Origin of the sequence: Aliagarivorans marinus DSM 23064 (assembly GCF_000429485.1) — a bacterium.
Lineage (GTDB): Bacteria > Pseudomonadota > Gammaproteobacteria > Enterobacterales > Celerinatantimonadaceae > Aliagarivorans > Aliagarivorans marinus.
The window spans coordinates 1-17,237 of sequence record NZ_AUBY01000038.1 but is presented as its reverse complement, the minus strand read 5'-3'; the positions used below and the strand labels follow the sequence as shown (position 1 = coordinate 17,237).

Sequence of the window (17,237 nt, the reverse complement as noted above, 5' to 3'; positions counted from 1 at the left end):
AAGAATGCTGGATATTGGCGTGGTGAGCACCCGCGGAACGAAGCCGTAAATGCGCTTAAGAGCGGGCAGTTAGCATCATGGAAACAGGATTGTGGCTATCATGAGCGGTCGCTATCAGAGACGGCAATGTATCGCTACAAGCAACTCATAAGCGGCAAATTGAGCCTGCGTGATTACAACGCTCAAGTAGGTGAAATTATGGCTGGCGTGGCGGCGTTGAACAAAATGAGCAGGCTAGGTATGCCTGTTCGTCAGGCAGCTGGATAAACTGCTGAACAGCGCAGGGATACTGTGTTCCCTGTACTGAATTGATCAATAACGCCCTCTTGGATGGAACAAAGTTTGGGGCTAAAGAAGAAGGTAGTAAACAACAACTTCAACAAAACGAATACTTAATCAGCTTAATCAATATAGCTTCGTTTTTGCTAATGAAACATGATTACTCCATTTATATGCGCTTTTCCTCGTATACAAAATTTATTATGAATATGCTTCTGACAGCTGTTTAGGTTGTAAGAGAGGCAGTGAAGTAAGGTGATATGACTTTTTAATATCAGGTAAATGAGTAGTATCAATTCGCCCCAGACAAGGGGAACTCATTATTAAGGTTGGACTATAGTTCCAAACAACTCCGTATTGGATAAAAGCCTTATGAAAAATATGAGCGTCATGCATAAGGCTCTGTTTTAACAACTAGTCTAGTACTACATTTGCCGCTACAGCTATCTGGTAAATAATCTGAGTAATATCTTTAACTACCTGCATGGTTTTGTTATCAACACGAGGGAGAACTAAGACTTGGTCTCCGGCTTCAATTCTCTGGTCTGGGACAAAGCTAACTTCCCCGTTAGCTTTCACGACCCCAACTCTTGAATAGTCGGCGCGCTCGGTAAAGCCACCGGACCATGCAATGTAGTCGTTAATTGTTGCGTTTGGATTGTGAACAATGGCTTGAGGCATTAGGACCTCTCCGGCTACCTGAACCAAGTCACTCTTTGCAGGTATGACAATTTCATCGCCTTGCTCTAATCGCACATTCGCGACTTTGCCATTACTGGAAACAATGACCCTTCCCAATGGTTCAATGGCCCTAGCTCGATCAACAAACAAAGTAATAAGTTCTGCTTCTTTTGCCCTGATAATAGCCTCACCATCAGATCCTGCAGGAGCAGTAAAAGTAGCTCTTTCAAGGCGTTGAAGTGACTCTTCAATTTGCTCTTTCTGCCGTTGCGCAACACTAGCGCGTTTAATGTAAATAGAAGTAACATCAGTTTGGTCTTTATCAACTTCTATTTTGTCTAAAAGGTCGTGCAAGCGAGTGCCACTGTTGACAGCATAGAATGATGGTCCCAAGTAGCTACCTGAGATACCAATATCAATAACTTGAGTTCGCAAGTCAGTATTGAAGGTGATTATATCTCCATCAGCTAATGAGTAAGATAGAAACTCATTCAGTGGTAAGTAAAGATATATAGGGCCATTGCTACGAGTGCCACTTAATCCAACATGACTTACGCTACTATCGGGCCTTGAGTATCTTATCAGCTGCTCCCCGAGCAAATCATCACCATTCAACTCAAAGTTGTTTTCATATCTAACATCGCCATTAACAGTTACTGTTGCTCCTTGTGGTTTAACTAATATAGTATCGCGATCTTCGAAAACAAAGTTTGGCAACTGGCCCTCTTTGACAAAGTCATATAAATCAAACGATTGAATTTCGACTCCGCCCCTTAGGATGGTAACATGCCTATAACTTCCAGTTCTTGGCTCTATCCCTCCTGCTCGCTTCAAATAATAAAGAACGCTATCCGAGGCGAGCCCAGCATACTGACCAGGGCGTTCTACAGGCCCGGTAACAAATACACTAACCGGAGTAGAGCTTAGTAAATTGACATATACATTTACATTGCTTGTATAAATTGAGGATATATGAGAAGATACAACTTCATTTATCCTTGAGGCAGGCTCACCAGCAATCCTAATTGGTCCAATATCAGGTATAAATATATTACCCTGATTGTCAACCGTCACAACATCACTGAAACTTACAGCCCCCCAAAGCCAAATGGATATTTTATCTCCGATAGCGACCAAATAATTCTCATTAAGACCGTTAAATCGTTCTGTATCAAACCCACTCTTAAACAAGTTGTGACCAAATGGCAGTGTTACTTTATTTCCCGCACCATGCTCATTCAATATCCTCTCATCATCTCTGATTCGTTCTAGCTCTGCAGTAGGGCTTGCTGATGCCGATATAGTTGGGCTCGTAATAACTGCTAAGATTACAAGCAATACTAAAAAAACTGTTCTTTCCATATTATTCATAAATTGTTAACGCTACTTATCGGTTGGCAAGTGTAGTAGAGGACAAGTACCACGCAGGCCCATTTTCAACCTTACATGTAACTCTTCTATAGTGTTTTGAATCACTGGTTACAGGTTCTGTAGAAATTCCGACTTTCCGACACCATCTACCACTGGCAGAATAATAAATTTCTCCAATGGTTAACTCGTAACCAGACAAAGTAAATTCATCCCCTACCGAACCATTTAATAATAACTCCCAAAACTCTTCGGGAATAAAATCAACTTCCTCTCTGACCACATTTTCTACAATCGAGCGAGAAGCTATAGGCTGCGTTGCATTTTGACTGCAAGCAGTCAAAGACAACAGCAAAGAGCAACAAACAAGTCTAACGATAAACATCATCACCAACCAAACTGTGTTTCAACAGCTTAAAATAGAGTTTTCAAAAACATATACATGATGTGAGCACATCGCTTCCATATCACTAAAGATAGCCATGTAGAAGCACTAAACATTGTCTTAAGTTAAACGCAAAGAGTAAATAGCCAAGAGCAAATTTGAGCAAGTTTTTACATTAATCTCACTTAATAAATGCGTGGTATTTCTCGATGAAGCATGGAAAGAGTCTACAAACACTTTACGAGCATAATAAACACTAACTAACGATACTTATAATACATCAGCCTTACATTAATAAAATGCTAGGCTAGGCTATTCTGTCAGTTAACTTATCTCACTACTCGTCTATGAACAGTTCAGGCAGGAACAATGTATCAAACTCAGGAGGTTCACTCTTCCAGACTTGATGACCAATAGCGCGCGAGTAGCCATATTGAAAGAGCTTAGCCATATAATCCTCATCGAAAGGACGTCCTTTGCGAGGTTTTTCATTAAATTCAAGACCTATATAAGCCAGGTTGAAATCCATTTTAGCATCTTGGCTTTGTTGATAAATCCGAAGGACATCTCCCCTGCCTTGATACTTGATTAGAGTGAGAATCGAGCGAATAGTTATTGCCGATATGCCAATGGGCACTGATTGCCATTTAGGTACGAACTCATCGTTACGTATTACATACACCCGCCGCTCTTGTTCGCCAAGAACACTACTAATTGAAGAAAAGTCCCAAGAATCTGGAAACAAGAATACTTGGCGACTAATTCCACCATCTACATGTAGTTCATCATAGAGTTTGCCACGATACTCTACCTCGAGCTGCACAGGCGGGAAAACACCTGGAATAGATGAAGATGCTATAACAATGTTCTGAAAAAGACGTTGGGCTTCCGCTGTTCCCAGAGAAGCAATCTTTCCCATGTCCCATATAACCAAGCGTTGGGTTTCAAGATTAGTCGTGCCAATAAATAGTAGACGACCATTGCTATATGCTTCACCAACCTCAGAGATCACTGTAGCGTCAATTGTATCCCTAACTAGGTCTTCGAAGCGTTGGATATTTAACAACGAACCTTTAGAGAAGGCTGATAAAAGTCGTTTCCGATACAGCTGTTCATCTCCGATTTCAGTGTAAAATCGCTCTAAAAAATGATCATACTCTGAGCCTAGGTAGGCAAACACTGAAATAATTGCTCCAGTACTGATTCCAGTAACAACATCAAAAATTGGACGTGTACCTAAGTCTGACCAAGCATTCAATACACCAGCCCCAAACGCCCCGCCAGTCCCACCACCTGAAAGAGCCAAGTAGTTTGCGACTCTTCTCTGCCCATGCTCATCGTAGATCAAACCTGAAGTTTCTTGGCGATGCCGAACTCTCTCCAGCTCTATGAGTTTGCGCAAAAAATCATCTTCATCACCCCAAAAACGCAGAGAATCACCAAGAGAAACTTCAACTGAGCTTACCAAGGGTTGAGGAAGGCTTCGGTGACCGGGATAGCTGCAAGCTATGATGATCAATTGGCTAATCAGAATTAGTAACTTGTTGGAACGAGTCATAAGGAAGCGTTTGGTTAAAATGTCATCTAAGGGGTTACCAGTAACTACTACTCTAGTTCAATTACAACGCGAAAATTGCTTGCACAACACTTTTCTTTGAAACATCTATAAACGACTACATGAAATGAACATTGCTCGAATTGTTGAAGTGAGGACTGACTTGCATGCTAACGCCGACAGTCTCTTTAGAGCAGTAATCAAAGAGCATAATCGGTTGTTTTTTTGCACACCCAGCAAAAAAGCGAAAAGTCTACATAGATCCAATTTCTCACAGCCCACCCTCACAAGTCATAGTAATTACCAATATAATCCCTATGAATATAAAACCCATATAAAACAGAATGATAGCTAAGTTTAGCTATGCCTGTTGATAAAATAGACTAACAATCAAAGCATGGAGGTTTTGATTATGATGAAACCCGCGTTAATCTCACTGGCTGTAGCTATAGCCTCACCCGCTGCGCAAGCGAACTTTAGTTTACTTTACGAGTTCGGAGTGCCAACAACTACACAAAATGTTTCAATTTCTACCCACCGAATAGAAGCGCAGATTCCTTTTTGGCGGCATAGCAAGTACCACCTCGATTTATCCAGCAGTGTGGGCGTCATAGAAGCAGCGAAGAATCGGTCTCTAACATTGGGAAGCGGCATTGGCCTCAACTACGAACCTTTTCGTCGAGTTCAAGTTCGCGCTTCGGGTGGTGTCAACTACCTGGAAGAGCATGTGTTCTCAGTGAAGCAAGGTCAAACCAAAGATTTTGGTGGCCACCTACAGTTCAACTACACCTTTGCGCTTCGTTGGCAGCCAACCTCACAAGGATTCTTTATGGGCTACCGCTATAATCATATGTCTAATGGTGGTATTTACGAACAAAATCCAGCCCTAAATACCCACAACCTGACGTTCAGTTGGCAGTTCTAAGTCACTAAGTAAGGAAGAATGGTAGTCAGGCTGTGGTTCTAGAATACGTTGACACACTGCACCAAAACCACAGTTTGACTTCTTATAGAAACTCGAGTTTATTTGGGTATGGTGCTTCAGATAAGCTAGAAACTGCTTAACTAAATCACCATCTACGGGTGGGCGAGCCCGCCAAAAATTGTCCATTGAACACTGCGCCGTCAACCCGGGTAAGTTGTAATTAGCGCGGCCTAATGCCAAAGTCGGTAGCAGGTGGTGTATCGCTGATAATCCAACAGTGCTGTTAACAGTAACTGTACCGATAGCACTACGCAATGCTGTTGGAAGATGGATATCATGACAGTACTTCACCCGGTCAACCACACCGAGTTGCTTAGACTTCTCGCCAACGAGTTGTTGATAATTGTTGAAGCCACGATCGATAGGGTGGTGCTTGAAAAGCAGCTTGTGATCAGGTTCTGCATTTCGCGCAAATGAACGAATCACTTGCTCTATGAAGGCTTCTACCGAGTCAAATGATGAATGGTCCAAGAGCTGAAAATCGCTCGCAACTTGAAGCGGCACTAAGAAGTACTTCTGATTCCATTGGTTGGCTAACAACCGCTCAATCTTTCTATCATACATATGGTTTGCCAAACGTCGGTAGCCGCTTAGCAACCAACAGCCCGCCTCATAGTGCCAAGTACCTTTGCGGTGATGCTGGTAATGAGGATAGAAGTGGCTTAAGGCCCCTTTTGCTAAATAATACGCACTCGCATAAACCGCCCGGCGGGTAAAGTGAGAGCCTATTTTTATTTGCTCATCTTTGTCAGAGGGAAGTGGCATATCAATAGCATCTACGGAAAGATCGAGTTGAGTGAAGGCATTCGCCCCTTGAGATTCCAAAGTGATGAAATCAGGCCGCAAGTAGCCTTCTTCAAAGACCCACACACCTACACCTAAACGCCTAGCCACATCAATCGCGATACGGTGATAGAGCCGACAGTCTCCGTACACAACCAAGCGAGTAATTGAATTCTTCATTAAATAGTCATCAATGAAACAAGCCCACTGCTCTAGCGTTCCGCTGTAGTGGCTAACATGTCTCCCTCGAGAGAACAGGCGGTCACCACCATTAAAGCAAATCCGGAAGCATTCTGAGCCTCGTCTTTCTAAGTAACGACTTAAACGATTAAAGTAAAGGCCTAAAGGCCCTTGCAACATGAGAACCCGCTGATTCTCGCGAGAGAAAATATAACAATTATTATCCAAGCATAGCCTCGACTAAGAACCGGGCTTTACGCAATCGCCGGTCAATCCAGTGAAGGTGTTTTCGCCCAGAGCTTCTATCTACCAGTTTAATATTCGCCAACTGTTGAACAGTTAGTTCGGGCACTGAAGCGCCTCTGTGCGTCCAATCTACATACTCGGGATAAAGAATCAAGGCCCCTGCTACCAGTTGATTTATATTTAATTTTTTATGTCTACGAGGGTGAGATATGTGGTCAGAGGTTAGCCCCCAGCCAGCATAAAACGGTAAACCATAGCAGCGGACCCGCTTATCACGCAATAAGGCCTCAAAGCCCGTCAATGACGTCATAGTATGAACTTCATGACAAGCATCAATACATGTGAGAATGCAGGCTTTAGTCTCGGTGGCATCAACATGCTGAGAGAGAAACGCCTCATCAACCTGGCCAGCGCGTTTGCCTTTGATTACGTCAGGGTGAGGCTTATAAACAATAAAAGCGCTAGGCTTGTTCGCCCGTGTCGCTGTTATCAGCTGATAGTTACAGGTGATCTCTGGCGAGCCAAACTTTATGGAGGCATCATCAGCCACCTGTCCAGGAATCAGAATAACTTCCCGCCCATGTGCAGCACGTATCCACTCTAGCTCCTGGTTATCACCGTCGTTGTATTTGCTAACACGTAGCCTGCACAGCTCACTACGCAGACGTTCCGCGCGAGCAATCTGAAGCGCAGAGAACTCCACGTTGTTGAGGATATTTTCTAAGTCGGAAGGGTGGTGGCAATCAAAATAGATCCCAGTTTGATCGATAACTAACGAGTGCGGACGTTTAAAATCCAGCCCCAAGCCCACTGAGCGTAAGAAGCCATCTTCCATTCGCCAGTGCCGTAGTTGTTGGCGTTTCGAAACATCGCCAGTTGTAGTTGAACGCCCCCATGTCAGCATTGCGTCATCGGCAGTAGCCAATACGACTTTATCAACCGAAGGTACAAACTTAACCTGTCGAGCGTACTGGGAAGCAAAGCGCGCGACAAAACTACGCTTCCAAGGAGAGAAACCAACACACCAAAGAGTATCACAGGTTTCTCGTCGCAGCTTCGAGAGCTGCAGATCCTGCAGATAGTCCAGTATCTCTTCCAACTCGCAGCGCGTATTGTCAATAGGGCTCAAGTAGTGCGGATAGAGCAAATAACTCGCTGCGAAAAGCTCCAACAATGTTCTTACTTTGGTTCTTCGTGCGCAATGCTGCCTATCGTGAGTTAGCCCCCAGCCTGCGTAGAAAGGCATACCAAAGCAGTGCACTTCCTTACCAAGCATCAGCGCTTCCATGCCCATTTGCGAGGTAACTACGTATACTTTGTCAAACCGCTCTAGTAAGGAAAGCGGATTCACATCTTCATGGATAATGCTGATACGAGAAGCGGCTCTCTGCGAGATATAGCCAGACTTTGTCTTCTTAATGACATCCGGATGGACCTTGATAAACACTTGGGCTTGCGGGTTCTCAGACAACGCCGCATCGACCATGTTATCAAAACTAGCTTGGCTTCCTCCCCCAAGCAGTACCGAACAATCATCCATGGTTTGATCTATCACTAACACACGTTTAGAGTTTGCGTTTAGCGACCGCTCAAGCGCTTCGGGCAGGACAATGTCCCGGTGATGGTTGTATTTGCAGAGCTTGAGTTGGGTGATTTTCTCCAAACATCGAGCAGCCCGGGAAAGTAGGTCTTCGCTCATCCACTCATTACTGTTTAACAAGTTCTCTAGCGCGGACGGCGCACTGGCGTTGTAGTAGATACCTGCTTTATCGATGATTAGAGAGAGGCGTTTGGAATCCGTAGAGGGGTGCTCGGCGTAGGAGATAAAACCATCTTCAAGACGCCAAAATGGCAACGAGTGCTCAGCAGCGAGTCGTTGTGCACGTTGAGTGTTGCGCTTTTCTCCCCAACCAACAACTGCACGGGTAGCGTCTAGCGAGCTTAAACGGTTAGCGAAGCGCGGGCAGACCGCCACTTCCTCTACCCCTAACCAGCTTTCGATAAAGGGAGTACGCGCGACCCCGCGCGTACTCACATAACAGCGTTTAGCGCGACTCAACTACGCCACCGTTAGGCCTTGTTCAACCAATGCCCTTACGCGAGCCCAGTCTTCTGGCGTATCCACTCCATGAGCTGGCGCGTTTGCTACTACCGAGCAATGGATAGCAATACCACTTTGCAGAGGACGAAGCTGCTCTAAAGACTCCAAAGCCTCGAGCGGTGATTCAGGAAGGGTCACCAAGCGCTTCAGGCAAGATACACGATAGCCATACATACCAATGTGACGATAGACCGAATCTGGCACCTCTTTAGATTGCTTGGCAAACGAGTCTCGTGGCCAAGGAATAGGAGCACGGCTAAAGTACATCGCTTCAGAGGCATGATTGATCACTGCCTTAACGACATTAGGGCTAACAAAGTCCTCATAGCTATGAATATGGCTGAGTAGCGTCGCCATTTGGGCTTGAGGTTGGCTAGTCAAACTTTCTGCAAGTTCGACAATCAAAGCAGGGTCGATGAGTGGTTCATCTCCCTGAACATTGATCACAACATCGTCATCGTTCCAGCCCATCTTCTCAGCAACCTCAGCTAAGCGCTCGGTACCGGAGTTATGACTAGCTTTAGTCATCAAAGCCTTACCGCCAAACTGTGTCGCAGCATTGAGGATTCGCTCATCATCTGTCGCAATAATTGCGCTTTTCAGCCCACTTTCTAGAACACGTTGCCAAACATGCCAAACCATAGGCTTTCCGGCGATGTCCAGTAGCGGCTTTCCGGGCAAGCGGCTAGAGCCAAAGCGAGCGGGTATAACTACATGAACGCGCGTCATTGAACCACCTCGCCGACTAATACAGCCACAGGATCGATACCTTGCTGCTCAAACAGATGCTCAATCGCTTCTCGCGCAGCGCCTTCGCCACCGTTTCGTGTGCAAATATACCCCGCAGCTTGCTTAACCTGTGAAACCGCATTGGCAGGTGCATAAGCTTTGCCCACGTACTCCATTGCCTTTAGGTCGATGAGATCGTCGCCCATATAAGCAATCTGGTCCGCGCTGAGACCACACTCTGCTGCGAGCTCATTGATGGCTGATAGTTTGTCGGTTTTGCCAAGAATGACGTATTCAACACCCAAATCTTGCATACGCTGGCGAGTTGCACTCGCAGCACGTCCTGATATCACAGCGACCTTAATACCAGCCTTCTTTAACAAGCTCATACCAAGGCCATCTTGAGCATTAAACACTTTAAGCCCAGACTCTTCCCCTTGAGCGCCGTAATACAGGCGCCCATCGGTAAGTACACCGTCAATATCAAAGGCAAATAGCTTTACCTTGCTCACGCTAGCGTATCCTCAAGGTAAGGAGAGCCTTTAACTGTGTTGTTGATATCAACCAACACTTTTAGCATCTCTTCCATTTTGCTTAGAGGCAGCATATTAGGGCCGTCGCAAAGCGCTTTATCAGGGTCGGGATGGGTTTCCATAAACACACCGTCAACACCCACCGCAACCGCTGCCCGCGCAATCGGCGGTACGTAAGCGCGGTTACCGCCAGTAGAACCGTTCAAAGCACCTGGCATTTGCACGCTGTGCGTCGCATCAATGACGACCTTACAACCGGTTTGACGCATAATTGCCAAACCTGGCATGTAGTTAATAAGCGCGCCGAAACCAAAGCTGGTACCACGATCACAAAGCCAAATATCGTCGTTACCAACAGCACGACACTTTTCAACCACTGGCGCCATATCGCCAGGCGCCATCCACTGACCTTTCTTGATATTAACGGGCTTGCCCATTGCAGCAACACGCTGAATAAAACCAGTTTGACGAACCAAGAACGCTGGCGTTTGAAGTACATCAACTACGGATGCAACTTCATCCAGTGGCGTATCTTCGTGAACATCGGTAATTACTCTAACACCCAACTCTTTCTTGGCCTTTTCCAGAACACGAAGCCCTTCTTCGATACCAGGGCCGGTGAACGCAGAAGCGCTAGAACGGTTAGCCTTGGTAAAAGAAGACTTAGCGATATATTCAATGCCCAATTTATTGGTGATTTCTTGCAATTTAGCAAAGGTATCTAAAACCAAACCTTCAGATTCGATGACACAAGGTCCTGCGATTAAAAACACTTATAAGCCTTCTTAGTTAAATCAACATGAACAAATTACTTATTTGGATTCTTCTTTAGTTAACTTTAATTTATCTATACAGTCTTTAATGCTACTAAAGTTTAGATTCCCGATTTCCGAAATATCTTTCTCCCACCACTTCAAATCGATTAGTTCTGAAATGATTTCGGGGGTAAAACGATAGCGGATAATCCTAGCTGGAGTTCCTGCAACCACGGCATAGTTAGGTACATCTTTATTTACGAAAGAACCAGCACCAATAACTGCACCATCACCGACTTTCACTCCTCTGCAAACAATCGATTTAGAGCCTATCCACACGTCATTTCCTACGATAGTTATTGGTCCTGCGCTCCACTTGATGTGCTTTACTCCAACATATTCTTGGCAACTCTTAAACTGATTAGGTGAGTATTGAAAAGGGTGAGTGCTCAACCAGTCCAATGGATGGTCTTGAGCACCTAATTCACAATCAGTTGCGATACTGCAAAAACGTCCAATCTGAGTACCTGAATTTACTCGAGTCCCCTCACTTATATAGGTGTACTTGCCAAGAGAAACAGCTCTTCCAAGAACGACCCCCGCTGTAACATGAACCGGATGTTCAAGAACCGCTGTTTCATGGACTGATTTGGCTTTAATTGTCGAGTGCTTTTCCATTAGTTACTCTTAATAAAATTGTAGTAAATTACTTCTAATAGGCTCTAAAAAAATGCCTGAATGGTCTGAAAAATCTATTTTGACTATCATAGAAAAACCAGTAAGGCTCTCTGAGAAGTTTCTTAAACTTACGTTGATTTGCCTTAGGAATAACATTGGTTAGCTTTTCACTGCCTGAAGAATCAGCAAAAATACTCTCTTCTGTTGGTTTGTAGCTTGATACTAATACCCTTGCCCCACCTTTCCATGCAGAAGCGCGAACAACTTGATCTAAGTTTGACTTAGCAACACGGTTAGCTATTGGTTCTATGAGCTTGCGCTCAAGATGTCCACCATAACTGTCTTCTAAAACTACCGATTCAAGTAAATGAACATCATTCAACCCCGGGCGAGCAAGCAACTCAAAATAAGTCGACTTTACGGTATCTAAATCTGGGACAAGTTCACTATTTGGTGACTTGAACCAGTCTTTAATAAACTCAAAAGCTGCCTCATGTACATCTTTTGTCATACTTGCACGCAACAAGTCATGATTCTGCTGTGGCCCAAAGATTGGGGTTACCTTATCCTCCGAAGCATCGAACTTCACTACAGAAGTATCGCCATCAAGCGTTAGCCATTCTGCTAATGCAACTCCCTGCCACAAATCGAACTTTTCTCTTTTGTTTACTTTATTACCTAAATAACCAGAGGCGGGTAACGTTCCAATCTCATCTTTTGTTGCCCAATAATATCCGTGCAAATGCTGCCCAGTTATTCTGGACAATGACTCCTGCATAGAACCACGATAGCCAATATCGACAATGGCTTGATTTGGGGCACCTATACCTACCTTTTGGATATACTTATCGAGTGCAACTCGCTCAGCCTTAGCATTGCTAAGAATTAGTCCTTCGAAAGCTTCAAAGACACTAACTAGATCTGAGTCATGGGGAGAGGTAACGCGCTCTAAGTCAATCTTACTCGATATTTCTTCTGGGATAAGCTCAGCTGATAACCCAAACCTCGACTCAAGTAAGCTCTTGAGTGGACAGGAAGCGAAAGGAGCTTTGAGAATTTCGTAGATTTGCTCTGCGCGCTCTATACAAGGAACATTGATAGATCTACGACTCGCATACATATAGTGACTTCTAGCGCCACCTCCGGTATAGGAACAATACAAGTCATAGGCTTGCTTCATGACCTTCCCATCTCTGGCTAGGAAGTAAAGGTCCTGAATGCCTCGTTTAGATGCATCTTCTTTCAACCAAGCAGCAAACCCAAGAAGCAGAGGCCCCATTGCGGTATACCCCAAACCATATAGACTTCCTGTTGAAAGCCCTTCAACAGATTTGTCAGCTCGATCATAAAGTCGATTACTGATCAACGCGGCAGTCACACTAGCACTAAGATTTGCATCGGTTTGCTTCAATAGTGAGGAAAAAGACTTATTCTTCTTAAGTTTGTCCATCACCTTAGGAATAACTATCGCGTTGATACCAAGTTCTTTTGGTTTTGAGCCATCTCCGTTTGGATGATCTCCGATATGTACTCCACCACTTGCGTTGAGGCCTTCATGAAACAAAACATGTGAGAACAAATTCCCAGAGTGCTTTTGTAGGCGCTCTTCACTTGACACATATACGCAAGATGGGTCAATAGAAATATTGTTAGCAGAAAGAATAGCCAGAATGTGAGACTTTCTAAGATACATATCAGAAATAAGCAATACTTTTTTTCTAGACGCTTCTGCTATGTCTAGCAACTCAATTCCTGAAGCTCTTTTAATACACACTTCACATTCAGTTTGCACCTCACATGCTAGAACACTATTAAGCCGTTCTTCAGATAAACCGAATGAGCGATTTAGCTCCTGATAAATTTCGTCGACAGTTACCTCTTCCAGCTTACTATCTGAACGCACCTTTCGCTCAGCGGTAATCCTGGCATGCTTAAAGGTATCTGCAGACACTCGCAAAATGTCCACCATTCGTTCGCCAACCATAGTAAACACATCACTTGGGCGTGAGACCGTTCTTTTTACCAAGGTGTCGAAGATATCAAATGATACCCAATCACTATCGTGAATCGCTTCAACCGTATTTTTATATAAAGTACTTGGCTGTGAGCTTGATGAGCGACGGGCCATAATGGTGTTTTCACGAATAGAAAGAGCCTTTTTCCTCTTGATGAACTGTGGCGCATCAAAAGAAACTGAATCAATCAGTCTTTTCATTACACGAAGGTCATCTACCTCACGGTTAAGGTAAAAGTCACTATTTAGGTTTCCTTTTTGCTTAGCACAAACCACTTCTTCCATTAGGCTTGATAACCATTTCCCATTATGGGAGTCACTTTCCTGAAAGAACCAATAGCGAGTCATTAAATGATAAATGAATTTATCAAACCGTCCTGAATTATATCTATTTACAATTCTCTCTGCGCGATGCAACCCATGCTCTGATGAGAAGAAATCAATATGAGAATCGCCAATGACCTTGACAGGCTTATCCATTATTACGGCCTGAAGAAGAACAGAGGATGTCACACCAACTACGGCATCTACCATTTCAAGTAAGTACTGTGATGAGCCTTTCACCTCAGAAAATTTATCATGATAGAAAAAGTGTGGGTAGCGACCTTTCAAGTAACCCAGTGTACGATTGTTAAATATACTTGAAAAGCTGTTATGCTCGGTAACAACAACTCTAATATCTTCCGGAACCAACTCTAAGACACTGCACAAATAATCAAATTGAGATTTAAATGGCACATTACTATCAAAAGCATAATAGCCAGATACTTGGAGTGGAAGAAGGATTGTTTTCTTATATTTACCTCCATCGCTCAAGTCCATCTTTTCGAAAGGATTGTGTAGTGAAAATGCTTTTTTCACCTTTGCTCTAAAACAAGATAACGCATTGCTTTGGTCTGCGTTGAGTCTAGGAATGTCGATGGCGTTCAGACCTTTCCCTAGGTACGAGTCCTTGAATAGGCCATGAAAGTCGTAAGCTTGTGTTGCCGGAAATGGATGCCTAGACAATGCACCATAGTTAGAATATAGAATTGCAGCATTTGGGTAAGCCTTTTCCATAAATGGAATAGGAGACTCCCACGACACCACAACATCGGGATCAAATCCTTCTACAACATCCTTTACCAAAGAGCACATTTTGGTTTCTTGCTCAGGAGAGTAAGTTTTGCTATACCAAGCGTTTGATGCAGTATAATAGTCAGAAAATACTTTTCTTAGATGCTTTTGTCTAATTACTTTAAAATTAAATCTACTAAGATTAAAATTCTTCTGTTTAGCTTCTTGCTCAAGACCATCACCTATTACAAGCATGACTTCATTGCCTTGATCAATAAGCCCTGCGATTTCTTTGTGTAAGTAACCTTGAAGACTTCCAAATCTAAAGCCCGGCCACCCCATTTCAATCCACGGTTCGAGATAATACAGTATTCTCACAAATAACCTTTTTACAAATCAGTCCTAACCACGAGCCATTTCACAAACAGCTCGCTCAGTTAAATAATCTCTTTTTATATGGTGGCTCTGTAGATGTCTAGCACACCAATGACTGAGCCATTTTCTTCGCATACAAGAATCTGCTTGACTTGATGTTTATTAAGATACTCGTCAGCTTTACTTATCATTTCATTACAGTTGATCATATGTGGATTTTTAGTCATGATATCCTGACTTTTCACATTTTTAATATCTACGTCACCTAGCAAAAGTCTTCGGATATCTCCATCACAGATTACACCTATTGCTTGACTATTCTCATCAATGACAATAGCTAGACCTTTGGTAGGTGAGTTCGTCATAGTTATGATAACTTCACTTATAGGTAGGTCGGGTTTGACGAATGGTAAATCATCCGAAACCATTACATCTTTTACTTTGGTAAGAAGTTTTCTCCCTAAGCTTCCACCTGGATGATACTTAGCAAAATCGTTAGGCTTGAATCCACGTTTGTTCATCAATGCAATTGCAAGGGCATCTCCAATGGCTAATGTCAAGGTGGTTGAAGTGGTTGGCGCTAGATTGTTTGGACAAGTCTCCTTATCCATTTGTAAGTCAAGAACCGCATCTGAATTAATAGCTAATGTTGAATTAGTATTGTTGCAAATGCTAACTATCGAATTACCAAAGTTTTTCAATGAAGGGATTAACTGCAATACCTCATCCGTCTCACCACTATTAGAAATGAGAACAACAACATCATCTCGCGTGATCATTCCTAAATCACCATGAAACGCTTCTCCCGGATGAATGAAAAAACTTGGGGTCCCTGTAGATGCCAGAGTAGCGCAGATCTTTCTCCCTATTAATCCAGATTTCCCCATTCCAGATACAATGATATGACCCCTGCATCGATATAGTAAACCAAGCGCTTTCTGAAAGTTGACCTCGTTTAGATTGCTTCCTAGTTTTTTTAGAGCGGCTCCCTGCTCAGTTAGCGTTTTCCTTACACTTTCTAATATCGAACCTTGGAATTGCTCACTTTCGTAATATTCCCTAATATTTAGATTCGTTGATTGTAGTTCCATTTTAGTCCTATAGAATTAGTGTTGGACAAATGCCTATGCTTACCGTTTATATATCCTTATGCTCTCTAATAGTAGCAAGGACTATTTTTGTTACTCCGTAGCATAGCAATATGAGCATTGCCATACTAAGTGTGTTATATATTCTTCTTGGGTATTCCGCGCGCTGAGGAAAACTGGGGCTGCTAACTACAACTAAATGCTTAAGCTTTTGGTAGGCCTCAACTCTCGCCGATTCAATCGCTTTTACAGTCGCTTTATATGACTCTGTAGCAAAATCCATCTCTAATTTAAGAGCGTTGTATGTTGCAGTAATTGTATTGAATTGGCTGTTCTGATTGGTTCCTACCAGTTTTTGCCTCTCTATGTGCAATTGCTCTGAAACAGCTTGCTGCTTTCTGCGCAGCGACACAACACTGGGTGCATCGTCACTCATGTACTGTTTAAAAGAGGCTAGCTCAGATGCGATCGAAACCAACTCTGCTTCTAAGTTGTTAACTAGGCTAAGCTGAGCCCCGCCTTCTAACTCAGGACTGAACAATGAGTTATCATTCTGAAACTTCAGTATTTCTTTTTGAGCCGCTAGCAATTTTGCTTCATTGTTATCGAGCTCTTCTCTAGCAAACTTAAGCTGTTCGTTAGCTAGTTGATGACTGACTTTGTTTATATATTCTTCAGCATTATTGATAATGCTTTGTAGAACCCCACTAGCGAAGTCACTTTCCCAACCTTGAACACGAATAGTAATTACACCTGACAACTCGTCAAATGTGACACTTACGTGTCTTCTATAAAATTTCAAGAAAGTTTCTTGCGCAGAGCCTCGCCAAAGCCTTGATACTATATCGGCATTTCTTGACTGATAGTGTTCCCTAATCGAATGCGTATCGTCTAGTAGTTTAAGCATATCTAGTGAATATATGTACGTTCTAACTAAATGTGCATCACTCATTCCACTTGATACCGTAGCTCCTAACAGCCCAAACGAACCAAAGTCCGTTGCTGCATTTGTAGATTGCTTGACGATAACTTGTGCTTCACTGACGTACCTATCAGATGCTAGCAGCATGAAATATATTGCAGATACAAAAATAGGGAACATTACGGCGTTGTTGCCTAAATAGAATTGAACCTATTCGCTCATCTGCGATCTGATCGTTAAACCCTACTATCAGGTCGCACTATGGGCACCGCCAAGGGCAAAATCACCAATTGGAAACAGTACAATCACACCTTAACTCAAAGAGGCTCGTTAACCTTTTGGATGGACGATGCGGCTATCAAGCATTGGTACAACCAACACCCTTCTGGTCGCCGAGGTCGTAGCAATACGTACAGTGACTCAGCCATCAGCACCGCGCTCATGATTAAGGGCGTGTTTAAGCTACCTCTGCGAGCGCTGGAAGGATTTATCAACTCGATATTTCGTCTGATGGATGTTGACCT

At 43.4% G+C, this 17,237-nt stretch carries 14 protein-coding genes and 1 pseudogene; 3 read left to right on the top strand and 12 right to left on the bottom strand.

Going from position 1 to position 17,237, the window contains the following annotated elements; genetic code table 11:
• Positions 1-267, top strand: a pseudogene (locus G461_RS0114175) (IS5/IS1182 family transposase); the annotation flags it as partial.
• 426 nt (positions 268-693) lie between these two features.
• Here G461_RS0114175 and G461_RS0114165 read toward each other — a convergent pair.
• The 3 genes from G461_RS0114165 to G461_RS24325 form a co-directional block, all read right to left on the bottom strand.
• Positions 694-2,331 (bottom strand): polysaccharide biosynthesis/export family protein, encoded by a 1,638-nt coding sequence (locus G461_RS0114165; protein ID WP_084429259.1) that lies wholly within the window; start codon positions 2,329-2,331, stop codon positions 694-696.
• A 16-nt stretch (positions 2,332-2,347) separates the two neighbouring features.
• The gene (locus tag G461_RS26135; protein ID WP_157360326.1) at positions 2,348-2,716 is read right to left on the bottom strand and encodes a hypothetical protein; all 369 of its coding nucleotides are present in this window, start codon (positions 2,714-2,716) and stop codon (positions 2,348-2,350) included.
• A 334-nt stretch (positions 2,717-3,050) separates the two neighbouring features.
• The gene (locus tag G461_RS24325; RefSeq protein WP_051333583.1) at positions 3,051-4,271 is read right to left on the bottom strand and encodes a patatin-like phospholipase family protein; all 1,221 of its coding nucleotides are present in this window, start codon (positions 4,269-4,271) and stop codon (positions 3,051-3,053) included.
• Between the two features lie 409 nt (positions 4,272-4,680).
• On the opposite strand from G461_RS24325, the gene G461_RS25945 reads away from it, so the two are divergent.
• Positions 4,681-5,193: an acyloxyacyl hydrolase gene (locus G461_RS25945; protein WP_169727262.1), complete on the top strand. Its 513-nt coding sequence runs from the start codon at positions 4,681-4,683 to the stop codon at positions 5,191-5,193.
• Here the strand turns inward: G461_RS25945 and G461_RS25940 are convergent.
• The 9 genes from G461_RS25940 to G461_RS24310 all read right to left on the bottom strand — a co-directional run bounded on the left by G461_RS25940 (position 5,155) and on the right by G461_RS24310 (position 16,893).
• A complete protein-coding gene (locus G461_RS25940; protein ID WP_169727261.1) occupies positions 5,155-6,216 on the bottom strand; it encodes a capsular biosynthesis protein in 1,062 nt (353 codons plus the stop codon). The genes G461_RS25945 and G461_RS25940 overlap by 39 nt on opposite strands.
• Positions 6,217-6,436: 220 nt before the next feature.
• Positions 6,437-8,437: a capsular polysaccharide biosynthesis protein gene (locus G461_RS24320; protein ID WP_169727260.1), complete on the bottom strand. Its 2,001-nt coding sequence runs from the start codon at positions 8,435-8,437 to the stop codon at positions 6,437-6,439.
• Between the two features lie 84 nt (positions 8,438-8,521).
• Positions 8,522-9,292, bottom strand: a complete 771-nt coding sequence (gene kdsB, locus G461_RS0114140; protein WP_026972332.1) for a 3-deoxy-manno-octulosonate cytidylyltransferase — start codon at positions 9,290-9,292, stop codon at positions 8,522-8,524.
• Positions 9,289-9,804 carry a KdsC family phosphatase gene (locus G461_RS24315; protein ID WP_035480364.1) on the bottom strand — a complete coding sequence of 172 codons (516 nt, stop codon included), beginning with the start codon at positions 9,802-9,804 and terminating at the stop codon, positions 9,289-9,291. The genes kdsB and G461_RS24315 overlap by 4 nt, the downstream gene beginning before the upstream one ends.
• Positions 9,801-10,598 (bottom strand): 3-deoxy-8-phosphooctulonate synthase, encoded by a 798-nt coding sequence (gene kdsA, locus G461_RS0114130; protein WP_026972331.1) that lies wholly within the window; start codon positions 10,596-10,598, stop codon positions 9,801-9,803. The genes G461_RS24315 and kdsA overlap by 4 nt, the downstream gene beginning before the upstream one ends.
• A 39-nt stretch (positions 10,599-10,637) precedes the next feature.
• Positions 10,638-11,258, bottom strand: coding sequence for a CatB-related O-acetyltransferase (locus G461_RS0114125; protein WP_026972330.1), 621 nt, complete (start codon positions 11,256-11,258; stop codon positions 10,638-10,640).
• A gap of 34 nt (positions 11,259-11,292) precedes the next feature.
• Positions 11,293-14,706, bottom strand: coding sequence for a capsular polysaccharide export protein, LipB/KpsS family (locus G461_RS0114120; RefSeq protein WP_026972329.1), 3,414 nt, complete (start codon positions 14,704-14,706; stop codon positions 11,293-11,295).
• A 74-nt stretch (positions 14,707-14,780) separates the two neighbouring features.
• Positions 14,781-15,794: a KpsF/GutQ family sugar-phosphate isomerase gene (locus tag G461_RS0114115; protein WP_026972328.1), complete on the bottom strand. Its 1,014-nt coding sequence runs from the start codon at positions 15,792-15,794 to the stop codon at positions 14,781-14,783.
• A 46-nt stretch (positions 15,795-15,840) separates the two neighbouring features.
• Positions 15,841-16,893, bottom strand: coding sequence for a KpsE/RkpR family capsule polysaccharide export protein (locus G461_RS24310; RefSeq protein ID WP_051333582.1), 1,053 nt, complete (start codon positions 16,891-16,893; stop codon positions 15,841-15,843).
• Between the two features lie 81 nt (positions 16,894-16,974).
• On the opposite strand from G461_RS24310, the gene G461_RS24305 reads away from it, so the two are divergent.
• Positions 16,975-17,237: IS5/IS1182 family transposase (locus G461_RS24305; protein ID WP_035480362.1), on the top strand; the 263-nt coding region annotated here is incomplete at its 3' end.